Source organism: Aequorivita vitellina (assembly GCF_022008365.1).
Taxonomy (GTDB): Bacteria; Bacteroidota; Bacteroidia; order Flavobacteriales; family Flavobacteriaceae; genus Aequorivita; species Aequorivita vitellina.
In genome coordinates this window covers 1-19921 of sequence record NZ_JAIRBA010000044.1, presented here as the reverse complement: position 1 = coordinate 19921, position 19921 = coordinate 1, and the positions used below count along the sequence as shown (strand labels likewise).

The 19921-nt window shown below is 40.5% G+C and carries 14 protein-coding genes; 4 read left to right on the top strand and 10 right to left on the bottom strand.

Annotated features, from left to right (window positions below):
- Positions 1-1058: 1058 nt before the first annotated feature.
- From mnmE to K8089_RS15230, 7 genes are all read right to left on the bottom strand, one after another.
- Positions 1059-2462 (bottom strand): tRNA uridine-5-carboxymethylaminomethyl(34) synthesis GTPase MnmE, encoded by a 1404-nt coding sequence (gene mnmE, locus K8089_RS15260; RefSeq protein WP_237604163.1) that lies wholly within the window; start codon positions 2460-2462, stop codon positions 1059-1061.
- A 328-nt stretch (positions 2463-2790) separates the two neighbouring features.
- Positions 2791-4803, bottom strand: a complete 2013-nt coding sequence (locus K8089_RS15255) for an ATP-binding protein (protein ID WP_237604162.1) — start codon at positions 4801-4803, stop codon at positions 2791-2793.
- Entirely contained in the window at positions 4803-5621 is an 819-nt protein-coding gene (locus tag K8089_RS15250; protein ID WP_237604161.1) for an alpha/beta fold hydrolase, read from the bottom strand. The genes K8089_RS15255 and K8089_RS15250 overlap by 1 nt, the downstream gene beginning before the upstream one ends.
- Positions 5622-5917: 296 nt before the next feature.
- On the bottom strand, positions 5918-7036 hold the full coding sequence (gene dnaN, locus K8089_RS15245) for a DNA polymerase III subunit beta (RefSeq protein WP_237604160.1): 1119 nt from the start codon (positions 7034-7036) through the stop codon (positions 5918-5920).
- A gap of 141 nt (positions 7037-7177) precedes the next feature.
- Positions 7178-9574: a gliding motility-associated ABC transporter substrate-binding protein GldG gene (gene gldG / locus K8089_RS15240; protein ID WP_237604159.1), complete on the bottom strand. Its 2397-nt coding sequence runs from the start codon at positions 9572-9574 to the stop codon at positions 7178-7180.
- 120 nt (positions 9575-9694) lie between these two features.
- Positions 9695-9988, bottom strand: a complete 294-nt coding sequence (locus K8089_RS15235) for a putative quinol monooxygenase (RefSeq protein WP_237604158.1) — start codon at positions 9986-9988, stop codon at positions 9695-9697.
- Positions 9989-10064: 76 nt separating this feature from the next.
- Complete coding sequence (locus tag K8089_RS15230; protein ID WP_237604157.1) at positions 10065-10904, bottom strand: SAM hydrolase/SAM-dependent halogenase family protein; 840 nt, start codon at positions 10902-10904, stop codon at positions 10065-10067.
- A 291-nt stretch (positions 10905-11195) separates the two neighbouring features.
- Here K8089_RS15230 and K8089_RS15225 point away from each other — a divergent pair, with 291 nt between their 5' ends.
- Together K8089_RS15225 and K8089_RS15220 are read left to right on the top strand one after the other, a co-directional pair.
- The gene (locus K8089_RS15225; RefSeq protein ID WP_237604156.1) at positions 11196-12149 is read left to right on the top strand and encodes a PhoH family protein; all 954 of its coding nucleotides are present in this window, start codon (positions 11196-11198) and stop codon (positions 12147-12149) included.
- 43 nt (positions 12150-12192) lie between these two features.
- Positions 12193-13146: a phosphoribosylaminoimidazolesuccinocarboxamide synthase gene (locus K8089_RS15220; protein ID WP_237604155.1), complete on the top strand. Its 954-nt coding sequence runs from the start codon at positions 12193-12195 to the stop codon at positions 13144-13146.
- Here the strand turns inward: K8089_RS15220 and K8089_RS15215 are convergent.
- Both K8089_RS15215 and K8089_RS15210 read right to left on the bottom strand, forming a co-directional pair.
- A complete protein-coding gene (locus K8089_RS15215; RefSeq protein WP_237604154.1) occupies positions 13132-14508 on the bottom strand; it encodes an acyloxyacyl hydrolase in 1377 nt (458 codons plus the stop codon). The two genes, K8089_RS15220 and K8089_RS15215, sit on opposite strands and share 15 nt — an antisense overlap.
- Positions 14505-15770, bottom strand: coding sequence for an acyloxyacyl hydrolase (locus tag K8089_RS15210; RefSeq protein ID WP_237604153.1), 1266 nt, complete (start codon positions 15768-15770; stop codon positions 14505-14507). The genes K8089_RS15215 and K8089_RS15210 overlap by 4 nt, the downstream gene beginning before the upstream one ends.
- A gap of 78 nt (positions 15771-15848) precedes the next feature.
- Between K8089_RS15210 and K8089_RS15205 the strand changes: the two genes are divergently transcribed.
- Entirely contained in the window at positions 15849-17246 is a 1398-nt protein-coding gene (locus K8089_RS15205) for an alanine/glycine:cation symporter family protein (RefSeq protein WP_237604152.1), read from the top strand.
- Positions 17247-17481: 235 nt separating this feature from the next.
- Here K8089_RS15205 and K8089_RS15200 read toward each other — a convergent pair whose 3' ends face one another.
- On the bottom strand, positions 17482-18567 hold the full coding sequence (locus K8089_RS15200) for a M42 family metallopeptidase (protein ID WP_237604151.1): 1086 nt from the start codon (positions 18565-18567) through the stop codon (positions 17482-17484).
- A 127-nt stretch (positions 18568-18694) separates the two neighbouring features.
- On the opposite strand from K8089_RS15200, the gene K8089_RS15195 reads away from it, so the two are divergent.
- On the top strand, positions 18695-19396 hold the full coding sequence (locus tag K8089_RS15195) for a DUF4294 domain-containing protein (RefSeq protein ID WP_237604150.1): 702 nt from the start codon (positions 18695-18697) through the stop codon (positions 19394-19396).
- Positions 19397-19921: the final 525 nt, after the last annotated feature.

The window sequence follows — 19921 nt, the reverse complement described above, 5'->3', positions numbered from 1 at the left end:
GTCGAAATAGTTCACCTTTTCCTTCTGGTTTTTCAGAAATTTAATAAGATTAAACTTCTATAAATATACGATGCTAAACTAATAGCGCAGTCGAACCCCGTTGTCTAACGCATCCCTTCGCAAGCCAAATGTCAGGGCAGCAATATGTCAGCGTAAGCAGCCCATCCTAAGCACAGCCGAAGGGCAGTCGAACCCCGTTGTCTAACCAATACCATAGCAAGCAATATGTTAGGCTAAGCAGCCCATCAAAAACATCCCCCCAACCCCCCTTCAAAAGGGGGGCTTAGTAACGTCTAGAACCAAACACCGCTAATTTCCGTTCTACTTATTTAAAAAACAAAAGTTTATAAATAGTCACTCAAACCCCCACTGTCTAACCCATCCCACCGCCATTCCCATTGTCAGGACAGCAATATGTCAGGGTGAGCAGCCTGTCCTGAGCGGAGCCGAAGGGCAGTCGAACCCCGTTGTCTAAAGAATACCCCCGCAAGCCCTATTGTCAGGGTGAACAGCCTGTCCTGAGCGGAGCCGAAGGGCAGTCGAACCCCGTCGTCTAAAGAATACCCCCGCAAGCCCTATTGTCAGGGTGAGCAGCCTGTCCTGAGCGCAGCCGAAGGGCAGTCGAACCCCGTCGTCTAACGCAAATCAACGCAAGCAATATGTCAAGGTAAGCAACCCATCCTAAACGAAGCCGAAGCGCATCCGATAGCTATCGGATCGAACCCCTCGTGATTAACGTCTGCCATCGCCATCCCAATGTCAGGGTGAGCAGCCTGTCCTGAGCGGAGCCGAAGGGCAGTCGAACCCCACGGTCTAACCCATCCCACCGCCATTCCCATTGTCAGGGCAGCAATATGTCAGGGTGAGCAGCCTGTCCTGAGCGCAGCCGAAGGGCATCCGATAGCTATCGAATCGAACCCCATTATCTAACGTCTGCCATCGCCATCCCATTGTCAGGGTGAGCTAGCCTGTCCTGAACGAAGCCGAAGGGCAGTCGAACCCCCGTTGTCTAACGCAAAATCAACGCAAGCAATAAAATCACAACCACCAACACCCCATCACTTCCCGATGCAAAAATTCGCAAAAATATTCCCCAACAATTCGTCATTAGAAATCTCCCCGGTTATTTCCCCAAAATAGTACAACGCCTGCCGGATATCGATAGCCAAAAGATCGCCGCTCAAGCCGCTATCAATCCCTGCTTGTACTTTGTTTATTTCTTCCAAGGCTTTTAGCATCGCATCGTAATGACGGCTATTGGTAACGATAGTTTCATTATTGCGAAGCGCACCGGTGTTGACAAAATCCAACAATTTATTTTCAAGCTCCGCAATCCCGCGATTGGTTTTGGCAGCTAATAACAAATGCGAAGCCCCTTTAACCTGATAAAGCGTCTCGTTTAATTTCTCAATTTCTCCGACTGAGAGCTTGTCAACTTTATTTGCGACTATTACAAGGTTTTTAAGCGGATATTTATTTTTAATAGTTTCTATTTCAACCTGAAATTTAGAACTCGACTCTTGAAACTTTTGAGCATCAAAAAGGTAAATTACCACTTGGGCAGCTTCAATCTTTTCAAAGGTTTTCTTTATTCCCAAGCCTTCAATAACATCAACTGTATCGCGTATTCCGGCGGTGTCTATAAATCGAAACCCAATCCCGCCAATATTTATTTCATCTTCAATCGTATCGCGGGTGGTTCCGGCTATGTCACTTACAATAGCGCGTTCTTCGTTTAGCAATGCGTTTAGCAAAGTAGATTTCCCCACATTGGGTTCGCCCACAATGGCAACGGGTATGCCGTTTTTCAATACATTTCCTGTAGCAAACGAATCAATCAACCGTTTAAGCACTTGGGTTATTTTTGAAATCAGTTTTTGAAAATCGTCGCGATTGGCAAATTCTACATCCTCTTCGGCAAAATCCAGCTCTAGTTCAATTAATGAAGCAAAGTTTAAAAGCTCTTCCCTTAGATGTCTAATTTCTGAAGAAAACCCACCCCGCATCTGCTGAATTGCCAACTGATGACTCGCAGCACTATCGCTGGCAATGAGGTCTGCCACGGCTTCCGCCTGACTCAAATCCATTTTCCCGTGAAGAAAAGCCCGAAGTGTAAACTCACCTGCCTGTGCCATTCGGCAGCCATTGCGAAGGCAGAGTTGAATAATCTCTTGTTGGATATAATTACTACCGTGACAAGATATTTCCACCACATCCTCCCCCGTATAGCTATTGGGGTTTTTAAAGATGGTGGCGAGTACTTCGTCAATAATGCGACTCCCTTCTGTTATATGCCCCAAATGCACGGTATGTGTTTTTTGTTGTGAAATATCCTTCCCCGCAACGGAAGTAAATATGGAAGCAGCAATTGCAATAGCCTCAGGCCCCGAAAGCCTGATAACCGCAATTGCCCCAGCCCCCGCTGGCGTAGCCATAGCTACTATTGTATCTGTATGTGTCATCGCAGCAAAAGTACTAAAAATGTTACTCCCAGTACCCCTCCATTTCCCTTAACCCCAATCTGTTTTTTGCAATTGCAATTACCCAAGTCCAGCCGCCCAACAGTCTATAATCCAGCAGCGCAGCAGTCTATAATCTAACAGCGAAGCGGTCTCAAGTCTAGCAGCGCAGCGGTCTATAATCTAACAGCAAAGCGATCTCAAGTCTAACAGCAAAGCGGTCTCAAGTCTAGCAGCGCAGCGGTCTATAATCTAACAGCGCAGCGGTCTATATTCCAGCAGCGCAGCGGTCTATATTCCAGCAACGCAGCGGTCTAACCCCCATCTTCCGTTAAAGATTCTGACTCTCCTTCAATCCCTCTATTATTCGTACAAACTCCTTTTTACATTCCTCTCCCTTTGCTAAAATGGTTTGATCTGTGGCGTCTGCAACCAGGATCTCATTACAGTTTTCCATATACTTACTTAGCCTATCTGCCTTTATATAATAGAGCGTCATGGTAGATTTATGAATCAGGTCTGCCATACTTTTGGTGTCTTTTTTCTCTAGCGCAGTTTCAAAATCTTTCTGATAACCAATTAAAGCATCCAAAGTGCTTACAACAAACTTTCTAATATACTCCGGATTGTTGTTTGCCATTTTCGAATACCGCTCCAAATTAAAACTCTCTGCTATTGATGGGTTTACTGTCGGACTTATTTTTTTCTTGTACTTTTTTGAAGAGGCGGCGGCTTTTGACAGACGTTTTAAGGTGCGTTTCTTTTTCTTCTTCTTGGCGGTATTATACATTTTCAACAAGTCAAAAAGTTGTGACGGTTGAAAGGGTTTTGGCAAATGGTCATCAATCTCTGCTTCGGTTAACGCAGCTTGTACCTCTCCTTTTGTGGTAGCCGAAAAAGCAATAATAATAGGCTGTTTGGGTAATTTAAGCGCTCTTATTTTCGCTGCGGTTTCATAACCGTTCATCTTGGGCATCTGTAAATCCAGCAAAACAATATCCACCGATTCCCGATTTATAATACCCAAAGCTTCACTACCACTTTTTGCGGTTAAATGCGGTATTTCCCACTGATCTAAATATTGGGCCGTAATAAAGATGTTTACATTATTGTCATCTACTACCAACACTTTGTAGTTATCAAAGTTTACGGCCGCTTCAACATCCTTCTTCTTTTTCGCTTTTTTAGATTTTTTCCTATCTATTTTATAGTGAAGCGCAAAGCTAAAGGTAGAGCCCTCATTAACCGTACTACGAACGCTTAGTTTACTCCCTTGCAGTTCAAGTAGTTTCTTGCTTATGGTAAGTCCAAGTCCCGTGCCTCCGTATTCCACGCCTACGTCATAACTAGCTTGTGAAAACTCCTGAAACACAGTATCGAGTTTTTCTTCGGGAATGCCAATCCCTGTATCCGATACTTCAAAATTGAGATGTACTTCCTTTTTAGTTTTCTTAATTGTGTTAATAGCTACTGTAATAGCACCTTGTTTTGTGAATTTTATGGCATTTCCAACAAGATTCGTTAAAACCTGATTCAGCTTTACAGGGTCGCCAATAATATTTTGGGGCACGTCTTTTCCTAATTCCAATCGTAGCGTAACCCCTTTCTCTTCAGCTTTTACCGAATATATTTGTTTTAAAATGGTTATTAAATCCAATAAGTTAAACGAAACATATTCTAATTCAAGCTTTCTGGCCTCAATTTTACTTAGGTCTAAAAGGTTGTTTACAAGGCTCAGCAAATGTTCCGATGAGCTTAGCAGCAACCGCGCATACTCCTTTTGGTTTTCATTTAAAGGTGTATTGTGAAGTAGATTCCCAATTCCTAAAATAGCATTTAAAGGCGTGCGTATTTCGTGACTAATAGTAGCGAGAAATTCGGCTTTCGCTTTGCTGTCGGCTTCGGCCTTTCGTTTGGCTTCTAGCAGTTCACTCTCATATCGGTATCTATCCGAAACATCTAGTATAGTAGCTTGGTATGTTGCTTCAAAATTTCCCTGCGCCGGAATTTCCCTCACATTTATAAGCGCGTGAAAAATGCTTTTGTCTTTTCTTAAAATGTCGAAATATACTTCTTGAATAAATCCCTGCATTTTTATAAGGGGAAAGAAATGCGTTTCAAAGTAAATTTGCCCGCCTATTTTAAATAAACTAGGAAGGGTGCGTTCATTTAAAATTTCAGATTTCTTATACCCCAACCAGTTGGCCAAGGTGTTGTTGATGGCAATTATCAATCCATCATTCTGAAATATTATCGACCCACAGGGTGCATTTTCATACAAGTCTAATGCAGCCTTTAAACGCAATGATTCCGATTGTTTAGAAATATCGTTTTTATTTCCCACTAATTGCTAGTTTCAAGATAGTCTTTAATTGCCGTCGCAGTTTCTTCTGGAGCACTTAAATTGGGGCAATGTCCTGTTGCTTTTAATACTTTAAGCGTTCCGTTTTTCACTGAATTTGCTACGTATTCGCCAACTTCTATAGGTGCGATTACATCTTGCGAACACTGTAAAATAAGGCAGGGGGTGGTTACTTTTTCTAAGTCTTCTCTATTGTCTGAAAGAAAGGTTACCCGAGCGAAGTTTTTAGCAATCTCAGGATCGGTATTGCAGAAGCTATTGCTCAGTTCTTTTCCTAATTGCGGCCTATCTGCATTCCCCATAATTACAGGTGCCATACTTTGCGACCAACCTAAATAGTTGCTGTCTAAAGCCTCTAGGAGCTCGTCAATAGACGAACTGTCAAACCCACCTACATAGTCGTCTTTGTTGATATAACACGGCGACGGACCTATTAAAATCATTTTGGAAAATAGGGCAGGGGCTTTTTGTGAAGCCAATAAACCTATCATGGCACTAACGGAATGCCCCACAAAAATTACATCTTGAAGCTTTAAATGCTCGCAGATGCTAATTATATCGTTGGCATAGCTGTGTAGAGAACTGTACTTTTCCTTTGAATACGCTACCAGATCAGAGTTGCCGGCACCGATATAATCAAAAAGGATAATTTTATAATCCTCCTCAAAATACGGATACATAAAACGCCACATATTCTGGTCGCAACCGTACCCGTGTGCAAACAACATGGGCTGCGTACCCTTACCTAAAATATTGATATTAAACGCCTGAGCTACGTCGGTGAATTGATTCCTGTTCATTTAGTTAGGTTTTTGGTCGCTTAAAAATAGGTAAAAAAGCAATAGGTATAAAAATTACGTCACCCTACATTAAAAAAATCAGTCACTGTCTTTACTACGCTGCTTGTACAATGCACAATAGCTAACAATTACGCAAAAATCTATTTCGTAATAGTTAGCTATTGCAATAATTTTTAAGATTTTTTTTTAACCGATAACCGATAACCGATAACCGCCAACCGCCAACCGACAACCGCCAACCCACAACCGACAACCCACAACCGACAACCCACAACCGCCAACCGCCAACCCACACCCTAATTATTCAACATCACCGGCATCACAAGCATCGTAACTGTTTCCCCTTCATCTAATCCGTCAACGGGCGTTAGTATCCCTGCGCGGTTTGGCAAGCTCATTTCCAACGAAACTTCGTCGCTGGTAAGGTTGTTAAGCATTTCGGTAAGGAAACGACTGTTAAAACCAATTTGCATATCGTCGCCTTGGTAGTCGCAGGTTAAACGCTCCTCAGCCTTGTTGCTGTAGTCCACGTCTTCAGCCGAAATATTCAACTCGGCTCCAGCAATCTTTAAACGGATTTGGTGAGTGGTTTTACTTGAGAAAATAGACACACGACGTACTGAATTCAAAAACTGGTTTCTGTCAATAACCAATTTATTCGGATTTTCCTTCGGAATAACCGCTTCGTAGTTGGGGTATTTCCCGTCAATTAAACGGCAAACCATCTCGGTGTTTTCAAAAGTGAATTTGGCATTACTCTCGTTGTATTCAATCGTAACATCTTCTTCGCTACCAGCAAGTATGCTTTTTAGAAGTGTTAGTGGCTTTTTCGGCATAATGAATTCCGCAGTTTGCGAAGCACTCATATCGTCGCGGGTGTATTTCACCAATTTGTGCGCATCGGTTGCTACAAACACCAAATTGTCTGTTGAAAACTGAAAGAAAACGCCGCTCATTACAGGTCTTAAATCATCGTTTCCAGAGGCAAATATGGTTTTGCTAATTGCCGTTGCAAGCACATCGCCCTGCACTATTGTAGCCGAAGGATCTTTCAATTCCACAGCATTCGGAAACTCGTCGCCAGCAGCGTATGCCAAAGCGTATTTTCCGTGGTTACTGCTTATTTCAATGGTGTTGTTGTCTTCAACAGTGAAGGTTAAAGGTTGCTCCGGAAAGGTTTTTAAGGTCTCTAGCAAAAGTCTTGCGGGAATACAAACCATTCCTTTTTCGGCGCTTTCTACTTCTAATTTTGAAGAAATAGTAGTTTCCAAATCGGAAGCCGAAACAGTAAGCGATTTCCCGTCTAAATTAAACAAGAAATTATCTAAAATAGGCAAGGTATTGTTGCTGTTGATAATACCACCTAAAACTTGTAGTTGTTTTAATAAATAGGAACTCGATACGATAAATTTCATTACATGTGTTTTTTATGAAATATTTCTAAATTTACGTCTTTCACATATTTCCTTCATTTTTTCTAAAGAAAGGTTGCTGAGCGAAGCCGCACCACAAATATATTTCAATTGAAGTGTTTGTTAAAACAAACTTATCAACATTTAACGCGTGTATTTTCGTTTGCGATACACAGTGAAAACGAATCCGAAAATAGCCAGTAACCCCAACGGTAGCAATATATTAAGCATTTGCCACTTGCCGCGTTGCTCCACAGTTTTTTGCCGATCTAGAAATGGCACCGCAATTTGTCGCGTTCTAATGTTTATAAGTCCACTGTCGTCAAGCAGATAATTCACCGTATTAAGCAGAAATTCCTTGTTTCCGTAGAATTGGTTGGTCATTTTATCGAAGCCAAGTTCAAGCGGCCTGTTGCCTTGCATCTGATTTTTTATAACGTCGCCATCGCTAATTACCACCATTTTTGAAGCCTTGCCGTCGTCTCTGTTTTTGATGCTTTCCAACTTAATTGGCTTCACCCTGTTTTTATAAACTGAAGTAAATTTCCCTTCCAGCAAAACTGCCAGCGGCACTTCACCAGCGTTAAATTCATCTGGATTTGGCCCTTCGTTTACCACTTGTAGGTTCTTCGGAATTTCTACATCAAAATCAATAGGGAAGGGGAGTCCCACTATTTTTGATATGGGTGAAGTAGCAAGCAATACCGTTTTCTTTATCTCGTTTGGAAGCGTGTCGATGGCACTGGCATAATCAAACTTTACGGCTTCAATATTGGTAACGATTGGGTGGTTGTTGGCACTGCTGCTCAACGGACTAAAAAACCAGGGGTAGCGGTTGTACTGGGCTTCGCGCTCGTCGCCACTTGCCAAAACTATGGGTGCCGAATACACATCTTTCACCAAATTGGGATTAATGCGAATGCCGTACTTAAAAAAGAAATCCCCAAGGTTTAAATCCTTGCCAAATGCGAAGGTGTTCCCACTCGTAGTATCGGTCTGCATTTGTGTTGCATCCAGCAGCCAAAGCGCGTTTCCGCCATTCATTATATATTGGTCCAATACGTATTTTTCGGCATCGCTAAAGGCTTCCGTGGGTTGGGCAGCAACAATTAAATCGAAATCGTTTAACGCCTTCAAAGTTTTTTCAGGATTGGTGGCCACCGAATCCAAGGTGAAAGGCGCAATAAAATAATAATCCCGCAGTGTGGAAAAGAAATCGGCTATATATCTATCGTCGTATTCTCCATTTCCTTTTAATACCGCTACTCGTTCCGACTTTTGGGTTGCTAGCTTCTTAAAACCATCGGCAAAAGCGTATTGTAAATTTTGAAGTGAACTGTTTACCCGTTCTTCCGAAGTGGCACCCAGCTGATTTTTCAGTAAACCAATCTTCACAGATTTCCCGTCGTGATGCGCTAATGCCCACGGATAAACCAGTTCGGTACTTTGTTTCCCCTTTTCAGTAACCGAAACCTGCGCGGGCGTCAATCCAAATTTCTCAAATTGCGCTTGAAAAGCTTCGTTTCCTTCCTCTGTCGGATTAATAAAATCGAACTTTATATTCGAATTATATGCCGAAAATTCTTCCAATAGTTGCTTTGTTTCACTTTGAAGTCTTCTAAATTCTGGTGGGAATTCGCCTTTCAAAAATACATCAACTATTATTGGTGAATTTACAGTAGCAACAATTTCCTTTGCTTCTTCCGAAAGTGTAAACCGCTTATCCTGCGTAAGATCGAAGCGTTTGTAGAAATAGCTTCCAACAACCATTAGCAAACACAACCCTATTACAAATTGTAAATAAGTAATATTCCGTTTCTTGGTTAAGGCAGGCGATTTCTTTTCTAATTTAAAAACGGTCAATGCGAGGAAGAAACTGGAAACAATTAAAAAGTAAAGCAAATCGCGAGTGTCCAAAACCCCGCGGGCAACGCTGTCAAAATGGGCTTTCATTCCCAATTGCGAAATATCAAATGACGAAGAAGCAAAGCCTTCAAACCCGTAATAAAGCGCGAAACACAGAAAAACTGCAATTATAAAAGCCACAATCTGGTTTTGTGAAAGCGTTGAAGAAAATATGCCGATAGCAGTATAAGCCAGCACCAAAAACAACAACCCAATATACGATCCCATTGTGCTGCCAACGTCCCAATTACCTGCCGGCTGAGCTAATTCCGCAATTGTAAAGACGTATAAAATTGTGGGAATAAGCGCAATGACGATTAAAATTACGGCCCCAAAATACTTCCCAAAAACTATTTGCTTCAACGAAACGGGTTTGGTGAGTAGAAGCTCCAATGTGCCCATCTTCATCTCGTCGCTAAACGCGCGCATACAAACCGCTGGGATTAAAAACAGCAATACCCACGGCGCGAGTTCAAAATAGGGGGAGAGGTCTGCAAACCCAGAATCCAGGATGTTGAAGTTGCCGCCAAAAACCCAAAGAAACAAACCGTTTATCACCAAAAACATCCCAATCACCAGATACCCAATGGTACTGGAAAAGAAGGAGTTTATTTCTCGTTTTATTATTGTAAACATTTATATCTCGCAAAGGCGCCAAAACGCCAAGTTTTTTTACTAATCAATATTTTTTAACCCCCAACCCCCAACCCACAACCGAAAACCGATAACCGACAACCGCCAACCCACAACCCACAACTACAAACTCACAACCGTATCCACACTCCAAGCCTCTGCTCTTTTCCGGAACATCGGTTTTGTAACGCTCCAAACTTCTTTAAACAGGTCGCTATTTCTATACTTTTCCAGATCGGCTTCCTCCTTCCAACGGCTATAGGTGAAAAAGATTGTTTCGTCATTTTTATCCCTGTAAAGTTCCAAAAACAAACACCCCGGAAAACCGCGAATCTTCTCTTTCACAACTTCATAATTAGTTAGAAAAGGATTGACATTCCCTTCCTCAAACTCCATTTTTACAATTCTAGTAAACATAATTCTTTATAAATAAACCAAACACCAACCTATTCTAGAACAAGTCACTACAACCTACCACCTACACCCCCAAACCTCATATCTCTGTAGTAAAACTCACCGTAACCGTATCTCTAAACTCCAGCCCAAAAAGACTAGCAGCCCCGCCCACCGAAGTAGGATTGCTCTTGTAAATAGCCAACTCCAAAAATTGCGACGAATTCCAAAGTGCCAGTCTCTTCCCGTCTTCCTCTCGCTTCTCAACAGTCTGGTTAAAGTTTATGGCGTCGCTGTAATGGGTGTATATTTTCTCAAATTTCGCAGTTCGGGCGTTAATTATAAAATCCCTGCCGCGACCCACTTCATCAAAGAGCTTTTTCGGAATATTGCTCACCACATTTCCGTAGTTATCAATATATATAACATTGCCAATTATAACGCTTCCTTGGTTGCTAATTACCGGTCGCAGCCCCGTGAGTTCCTTTATTTGAGTAATGTTTTTTCCTATAACATCCAGTGTGCCACCTCGGGCAATGTGCCCCGCAACCTTCACAAAGACATCTAAAACAGGAAAATTACTGGTAATGCGGTCGTGGATGTTTATTTCCACAATTTTCTCAGGACGAATTTCCGAAGTGAGCATCGAGATTATACCGTTATCGGCACACACAAAATAATGACCATCCATAAAAACTGCAATGTGCTTATTCTCAGGATTTAATTCCGAATCAACCCCTATTATGTGTATGCTTCCCAATGGAAAACTTTTATAGGCATTCTGAATTATATAGGCGGCCTCGTGCAAATGAAATGGTGAAACATAATGCGAGATATCAACAATTTTCGCATCTTCCATTTCAGAGTAAATAGCTCCCTTTACTGCACCCACAAAGTGATCCTTCTCTCCAAAGTCAGTAGTAAGTGTAATTATAGCCATAAATGGATTGTTGATATTTTCTTAAAAGATTTCCCACAAAAATAGGTTACTTTTGTTAGTAGCAAAACTATTTTTGGCGGAATAAATAAATTTTAAATTTCGATAAATATTTTAGAGTTTATGCAATATTTCAGCCTATAACTTTTAAACTAGAAATTTGATCTAACATCTAACGTCTAATATCTAACGTCTAACATCTAACATCTAACGTCTAACATCTAACGTCTAACGTCTAACATCTAACATCTAATATCTAACGTCTAACATCTAACATCTAACAACACACGCCTTTTGAACGAACTTATAATCGAACTTACCGAGATTAGCCCGAGAGATTTCTTCGGACTAGAAAATGCTAACATCGACTTGCTTAAAAAGTATTTTCCTAAACTGAAAATCGTAGCTCGTGGCAATAAAATTAAGGCCTATGGCGATGAAGAAGTCTTAGAAGAATTCGATAAACGTATTACCATGCTCCTAGAGCAGGTAGCTAAATACAACAAACTAGACGAAAACGTTATTGAACGCGTTCTCTTAAGTCGCACCAAAGACGACTATGAAACCCCAGCAGGCAGTGGCGAAGTAATTGTACACGGCCTAAGCGGAAAACCTATTAAGGCACAAACCGCCAACCAACGCAAATTGGTAGCTTTAATGACCAAAAACGATATGGTTTTTGCCGTTGGCCCCGCAGGTACAGGAAAAACATATACAGGGGTCGCTCTTGCAGTTAGAGCCCTAAAAGACAAAGCGGTAAAGCGTATTATCTTAACCAGACCTGCAGTAGAGGCCGGTGAAAATCTAGGCTTTCTTCCAGGCGATTTAAAAGAAAAACTAGACCCCTATATGCAGCCGTTATACGATGCCCTTCGCGATATGATTCCCGCCGAAAAACTGGCTTCGCATATTGAAAATGGTATTATCCAAATTGCGCCTTTGGCATTTATGCGCGGACGTACATTAGACAATGCCTTTGTAATTTTAGACGAAGCCCAAAACACAACCCACGCCCAAATGAAAATGTTTTTAACCCGAATGGGGAAAAACGCAAAGTTTATGATTACTGGCGACCCCGGACAAATAGATTTACCGCGCCGTATTACTTCAGGATTAAAGGAAGCATTGCTGGTGCTTAAAGATGTAAAAGGTGTTGGAATGATTCATTTAGACGACAAAGACGTAATCCGTCACCGCCTTGTAAAAGAAGTAATTGCCGCCTATAAAAAAATTGAAAACGTTGAGTAACACACAACTCCACAATTCCACAATTAACCATAGTACATTCCCAATGAGTAATACAATAATTGCAACAAACTTCAACTTCCCCGGACAAAAAAGCGTTTACCACGGCAAGGTGCGCGAGGTATATACTTTAGAAAACAACAAGCTTTTAATGGTTGCCACCGATAGACTAAGCGCTTTCGATGTAGTAATGCCGAAGGGAATTCCGTATAAAGGGCAAATCCTAAACCAGATTGCCACTGAAATGATGCGCGATACCGAAGATTTAGTGCCCAATTGGTTAACTGCAACCCCCGATCCTAATGTAGCCATTGGTGAAGCCTGCGATCCGTTTAAAGTTGAAATGGTTATCCGCGGTTATATGAGTGGACACGCCGCCCGCGAATACAAAGCAGGCAAACGAATGCTCTGTGGAATACCAATGCCCGAAGGAATGAAGGAAAACGATAAGTTTCCGCAGCCTATAATTACACCCGCCACTAAAGCCGAAATGGGCGATCACGATGAAGATATTTCAAGAGAAGATATTTTAAAACGCGGCATCGTTTCAGAAGAAGACTACCTTCAACTGGAAGATTACACCCGAAAACTTTTTAAACGCGGAAGCGAGATTGCAGCAGAAAGAGGGTTAATACTAGTTGATACGAAATATGAATTCGGAAAAACCAAGGATGGGAAAGTGGTGCTTATTGATGAAATTCACACCCCAGACTCCTCCCGTTATTTTTACGCCGAAGGTTATGAAGCCCGCCAAAAAAACAACGAACCGCAAAAGCAACTTTCAAAAGAATTTGTTCGCCAGTGGTTAATACAAAACGGATTTCAAGGCTTGGAAGGTCAACAAGTGCCAACCATGAGCGATGCGTATATTGCATCTGTTTCCGAACGATATATTGAGCTTTACGAAAAAATCACGGGCAAGGAGTTTGTAAAAGCAGATGTCTCCAATATTCACAACCGCATTGAAAAAAATGTATTGAATTATTTATCGCAAGTCTAAGGTTTTTGATTGCTCTGTGAAATTAAAGCTATACACATAGCCTAAACTGAGTTCAGAGAAATCTGCCTGCCCTAAATTCGAATTAATATGCGCCGCAATATAGATGTTGTTTTTAGGCCTGGTTTTCGTTCCCAACAGGTAATATTTTAAGCCCAATCTGCCCGAGAAGAGCTCCTTAAATTTATAAAACCCATCAAAGTTTCCAAGTACCCATCCTTCGGGTATTTCTCGTGGTGTATTTTCCCACCCTTTGTTTATTCGCCACTCCATTTTGTAGGCGGGTTTGTGTAAATTCAACCCTATTTGCAGATTGACGCTTACGTGGTTCATCAATACTTCAGCACTTACATTCACTCCTAAATTTGTAGCGTAATACACCGGCAAGCTGTGAAAATAATCGAACTCCCTACCTTTGCGCACTAACCATTCGTCTCCTTGAATATAATCGTAATAATGTTCGTAAAACCGAAAGTAAAATCCAAGTCCCACTTTTAGTGTATTGTTATAAACCCGTCCGTATTCGCCCGCAAAGGTGTACACATACTTTTTTTCGTTAAAAGCCAAAGCAAAGGAGTTTTGACCAAATCCCGCGCGAAAGTCGAAGTATTTATAAACACTATTCTTTAATGTATAAACGTCACTTTCACCTAATTCAGCCACCTCTTTGGATGGGTTTTTAATATCTGTAGCAATGCTGAATAAATACGAATTATACCCTTTGTTGTGTAAGCGCATATGCCCATTAGAATGGTGTGTGTAGCCAAAGCCCAAGTGCAAGTCAATGTATTCAGTAGTGAATAATCTATAAAACAGAAACAGTCGGCAAGCCCAAGTAATATCGGTGGTTACCGCTTGGTTTCTCGGATTGTTTTCGGCATTGTACTTTTCAGTAATAAAAGAGGTTCCCATTCCCGTAAGCACTTGCAACTTTTCACTTCTAAAAGCGGGGAACCTAATAAATGGCATAAACGAAAAAGCAAGGCCCAAGCTATCTCTATTTCCAAAATCTGTGACTCCAAAGGAATATCCCGTTACCGGACCCTTTAATCGCTGTGACCATTCCTGCGTATTTTTAGACTGATCCCTACCAATATTAAAGATAATTTGCTTTTGGGTTTTTGTACTAGGAAAGTTAAAATTGGCTTCCTGTGTTTGCCCAAAAAGTATTTCAGTATTAAAAAACAACGACTTGTCCAGCCAATTGGAATCTGTTTGCCCAATAACAGAAAACGCAGATAAAAAGAAGAAAGTGAAGAACTGTATTTTTAACCAATAGCATAAATATTTTTTAGTACCACTGAGCAAACCACCTGAAAGTTGTGTACGCTTACTACTGTAGCTAAATAATAGAGGTTTTATCACTGCTTTTTTCTGTGTTTAAAACTGTGAACATACCCAAAACTCAACTCGGTAAAATCTGCCTGCCCCAAATTGGCGTTGAGATGTGCGCCAATATAAAAATTGTTTTTCGGCGCCCTTTCCATTCCTATCAAGTAATACTTTAGCCCCAATCGGGAAGAGATTCTATTCTTCTTTTTAAAGCTGCCGTCATATTCCCCCAAAACCCAACTCAAAGGAATTTCACGCGGCGGATTGTCCCATCCTTGATTGATGCGCCAATCAATTTTATAGGCTGGTTTGTGCAAGTTGTAACCCAATTGTAAGTCAATTCCAAAGTGGTTTAAGAATATTTCCCCGTGAATGGTAACACCCAAATTTGAAGCGTAATACCAGGGATTGCTTCTAAAATAATCAAACTCCCGCCCGGGCTGCACCAAAGATTCATTTCCTTCTATATAGTCGTAATAATGCTGATAAAAACGGTAGTAAAACCCAATTGCTATTTTATAAGTATTGTTGTAAACGCGACCGTATTCCCCGGCTAGGGTGTACACGTTCTTTTTATCGTTAAACGCTAATGCGAAAACATTTTGTCCCAAGCCACCGCGTAAACTAAAGTAGTTATAAACCGTTTTATTATATGTTGGCAGCGCTTTGGCAGTAGTGTTTTCAGGAATATGCAACGGGTTTTTTACAGCTGCCGACAGACTGACCAAAAACGAATTATAACCCTGATTTAACAATCGCATATGCCCGTTTGAATGATGCGAATAGCCCAGGCCAATCCGCCAATCTATGTTTTTTGTAGTGAGAAATTGATAATATAAATACAATCTAAAAGCCCACGTTAAATCTGTAGTTACGGCTTGATTCTGCGGATTTGTTTCGGCGTCGTACTGCTTGTTGAAATAGGAAGCTCCTATTCCCGTCCACACTTTCCAACGCTCCTTTCCAAATGCCTGAAACTCAAGATAGGGCATAGCCGAAATTGCAATTCCTAAACTGTCCAGATTGCCAAAATCGGTTATCCCAATGCTCAATCCAGTAATCGGACGCTTTAATTCTTGAGCCCATTGTTGCGGATTGTTTGTATGATCGCGCCCAAAGTTTAAAATAAATTGCTTTTGTAATTTTGTATTTGGGAAACCGTCGTTGGACTCCATAGTGAGCCCTACCAGTAGCTCGGGATTAAACAAAAAGGCATTCTTTTTCCAGTCAGTCGTCGTTTGTGCGAAGCTGAAAATAGTTGTAAATAATGTTAAAATGGTTAGTTGTAGTTTCATTTGGCGCTACAAGAAACAATTTCCCAGCTAATTTTAAAAATTTTAATCCTACATTCGTTAAAACTTTAAAGTTAATCCTTGAAAAATATAGACGATTTTATTGCCAATATGGCCTCCGCAGCTTGGGGACTCCCACTATTAATTATTTTAATTGGCGGAGGATTATACCTCTTAATTCGAATAAAATTTCTGCCATTTCGCTATTTGGGTCACGCTATTGCTGTGCTACGCGGAAAATACGACAACGAAAGCGATATAGGCGAAATTTCACACTTTCAAGCTTTAACTACCGCGCTTTCGGCAACAGTTGGTATGGGAAATATTGCTGGCGTTGCAGTAGCTATTGCAATTGGTGGTCCCGGTGCGGTATTTTGGATGTGGGTAAGTGCCGTAATTGGTATGTCCACGAAGTTTTTTACCGCTACCCTCGCTATTCTCTATAGAGGGAAAGATAGCGAAGGTGAAATTCAAGGCGGCCCTATGTATTTTATTACCGAAGGCTTGGGTAAAAAGTGGATGCCCTTAGCTATTTTATTCAGTGTTGCTGGCTTGATAGGCGCTTTGCCGGTGTTTAATGTAAACCAACTTACACAGGCAATTAACGATATTCTTTTAAAACCCGCAGGTCTCTACGAAGGTTTTAAAACCGATTTGATAATAGGGCTGTCACTGGCAACCATTACTGCCCTGGTTATTTTAGGTGGCCTTGGGCGCATAAGTAAAACTGCTTCAAAACTAGTGCCTGCAATGGTTTTGCTTTACTTTACATCGGTTATTATTATCCTCATTATTCATATTGATGTAGTACCAGAATATTTTAAATTAATTTTTACAGACGCTTTTTCGGCAAACTTCTTTAAAGGTGATGCGTTTTTAGGCGGCGTTATTGGCGGCATTATACTTTTAGGAATTCGTCGTGGCGCATTTTCAAACGAAGCGGGGATAGGTACTGCCCCCATGGCCCACGGAGCTGCTAAAACCAACGAGCCTATTCGCGAAGGCCTAGTAGCCATGCTCGGGCCAGCCATCGATACGCTTATTATCTGCACCTTAACGGCTTTGGCAATTTTGGTGACAGGTGTATGGCAAAGTAGCGATGCAAATGGAGTGAGCCTTACCGCTTCGGCATTTGAAGAAAGCATGCCCACCATCGGAAAATACGGACTACTGGCGTGTATCGCTATTTTTAGTATTTCTTCGCTGTTTTCATATTCGTACTACGGCACAAAATGTATGTCTTTTCTCTTCGGAGCAAAAAACAAACACATTTATAATTATTTCTACATTCTAAGCATTTTAATAGGAGCCACCACATCATTGAGTATGATGATTAATCTAATCGATACTTTCTTCGCCTTAATGGCAATTCCAACGATGACGGCTACAATAATTCTTGCGCCAAGAGTAATTAAAGAAGCAAAGATTTATTTCGAAAAATTAAAGCAACGGAAAATAGCTGAAAAGAAAGATTTCTAATTAATAAGAAACCGATTTTGCATATATCGCAGTTATGACTTGCTTTCTTCAATAATATTTAAAAGAAAGAGGCTGCCTAAAAAGTAATAATTAATCGGTTGTCCGGTCGAGCGCAGTCGAGACCTGATTATAAGTCATAAACATAGAGTTCTCGACTGCGCTCGAACAGACATTCAAAATTAGTGTTTAGACAGCCTCTTTGAATATTTAACTAAAAAGATTTTAATCGAATAATTTATTCAAAATAACTGAAGGTTTCACCATCCTTAATATTGAGTAAGGTTTCGTAAATAAGTTTAATTACGTTTTCCACATCATCTCGATGCACCATTTCAACAGTAGTGTGCATATAACGAAGCGGTAGCGAAATTAATGCACTTGCAACCCCGCCATTGCTGTAGGCAAATGCATCGGTATCTGTTCCCGTGGCTCTTGAAAGTGCAGCTCGCTGAAAGGGTATCAGTTTCTTTTCGGCAGTATCAACAATCAAATCGCGAAGTTTTTGTTGCACCGCAGGCGCGTAAGCTATTACCGGGCCACAGCCTATTTCGGCCAATCCCTGAGCTTTTTTTTCAATCATTGGAGTAGTGGTGTCATGGGTAACATCGGTAACAATCGCCACATTTGGTTTTATGCGTTCGGCAATCATTTGAGCTCCCCGCAATCCAATTTCCTCTTGTACCGAATTTGTAATATAAAGCCCAAACGGAAGCGTCACCTTATTTTCGTGAAGCAGTCTCGCCACTTCGGCAATCATAAATCCACCCATTCTATTGTCTAATGCGCGGCACACAAACTTGTCTTCGTTTAAAATATGAAATTGATCGGGATACGTTATTACACACCCCACGTGAATGTCCATTTTCTCAACCTCTTCTTTGTCTTTGGCACCTACATCAATAAAAATGTTGTCTGGTTTGGGGCATTCTTCTTTTTGTTTATCGCGTGTGTGAATGGCAGGCCAGCCAAAAACCCCTTTCTTAATTCCGTTTTTGGTATGGATATTCACCACTTTTGAAGGCGCTATTTGATGATCGCTCCCGCCATTTCTAATTACATAAAGCAACCCATTGTCTGAAATGTAGTTAACATACCACGAAATTTCATCGGCGTGCCCTTCAATTACAACCTTAAATTTTGCATCGGGATTAATAACTCCCACCGCTGTGCCATAGGTGTCGGTAAAAAATTCATCTACATAAGGTTTTAAGTAATCCATCCACAGTTTTTGGCCGTCCCATTCGTATCCAGTAGGCGATGCATTGTTTAAATACGATTCTAAAAATTCAAGCGAATTGTCATCCAATATTGAAGTAGTCATAAAGCAATTTTTCTATAATTAAATATCTTCGGTAAAATTAGCAAATTCTTATTAAGGGCAACGAGGCAATTTGCTTATTTTTGGCGCGTTCTTTGGACAGTAGCAGACATTAATAAAACAGTTTAAAATGAAATTTTTTCTACCTATATATATATGCTTCTTATTTTTTGGTTTGAAGACTACTTTTGCCCAGACAGATACCGAATACTTAAAAAAACAGAAAGATTCAACCGAGGTTATGTATTATCTAATTGAAGGAGATACCATAGCCCGTGAAATAATAGATTTAGATGAAGTAATCTTACTCGATAAACTAAAATTCAGTTCAGAGCAAGACCGAAGACGATATCTCATCCTTCGCCGTAAAACCCGGAAAGTTTATCCGTATGCAAAATTAGCTTCCGAAAGGTTAACTACAATGACCGAAAGATTAAAAACCATCGATAAAAACCGCCATAAAAGACTTTATACAAAACGTATCCAAAAATATATAGAAGGCGAATTTTCCGATAAACTAAAAAAACTAACCCACACAGAAGGACAAATCCTGGTAAAACTCATCCACAGACAAACAGGCCGCACCGCTTTTGATCTTGTAAAAGAACTGCGTACGGGCTGGCGCGCATTCTGGTACAATACCACGGCCAGCCTTTTTGAAATTTCTTTAAAAGAAGAATACAATCCTTTTGATGTAAAAGAAGACTATTTAATTGAAGATATTTTGGAAAGATCATTTCAAGAAAGCATATTAGAGCGACAAAAACCCGCTTTCCCTATCGACTATTTAGATTTAAAAGCAGCGTGGAACAAAAAAACTGTTAATAACTAAGAGCGTCAACTAGTTGCACAGTGTTTTAAAACATGTTATATTCGTAGTTCGCTCTTTTTGTTTTTGATAACCCTTGCATTATGAAGGTGTTAACCTCAAAATGGTTTTTCTGCTAAATGAAAAACGAGATTTAAAGAGATTGCATTTTTTTTATTTGGTAATACAGTAGCTTTCAAAGCCTTATTATTTGTTGATAAAAAACATTGAAAAAAACCTTAAAATAATCTTGCGAGTATTGAAAAGGGTTTTATATTTGCACCCGCTTAGCAGAACAGATAGCTGTTCAAAATGGCAAGCGAAAAAGCTCTTAAATTTTTTTTAGAATATTTTTTAAAAAGTATTGTGGGATTAAAAAAGAGTTGTATATTTGCACCCGCTTAGCGAATGAGTGACTACAAAACACGAGTTTTAGCAGCGACAAAAGATACAAAAAGTTCATTGAGATATTGAAATTGACAGCGTAGATTGACATTCGAAAGGATGTTGATCAACAAAGAAACTAAACTAAGTGAGATTAACTGAGAT

Bases quoted from the DNA above. Each gene is read 5' to 3' on its own strand.
- K8089_RS15200 (WP_237604151.1), bottom strand. From the start codon at position 18,567: ATGACTACTTCAATATTGGATGACAATTCGCTTGAATTTTTAGAATCG.
- K8089_RS15250 (WP_237604161.1), bottom strand. From the start codon at position 5,621: ATGAACAGGAATCAATTCACCGACGTAGCTCAGGCGTTTAATATCAAT.
- K8089_RS15195 (WP_237604150.1), top strand. From the start codon at position 18,695: ATGAAATTTTTTCTACCTATATATATATGCTTCTTATTTTTTGGTTTG.
- K8089_RS15220 (WP_237604155.1), top strand. From the start codon at position 12,193: ATGAGTAATACAATAATTGCAACAAACTTCAACTTCCCCGGACAAAAA.
- gldG (WP_237604159.1), bottom strand. From the start codon at position 9,574: ATGTTTACAATAATAAAACGAGAAATAAACTCCTTCTTTTCCAGTACC.
- K8089_RS15235 (WP_237604158.1), bottom strand. From the start codon at position 9,988: ATGTTTACTAGAATTGTAAAAATGGAGTTTGAGGAAGGGAATGTCAAT.
- K8089_RS15230 (WP_237604157.1), bottom strand. From the start codon at position 10,904: ATGGCTATAATTACACTTACTACTGACTTTGGAGAGAAGGATCACTTT.
- K8089_RS15210 (WP_237604153.1), bottom strand. From the start codon at position 15,770: ATGAAACTACAACTAACCATTTTAACATTATTTACAACTATTTTCAGC.
- dnaN (WP_237604160.1), bottom strand. From the start codon at position 7,036: ATGAAATTTATCGTATCGAGTTCCTATTTATTAAAACAACTACAAGTT.
- mnmE (WP_237604163.1), bottom strand. From the start codon at position 2,462: ATGACACATACAGATACAATAGTAGCTATGGCTACGCCAGCGGGGGCT.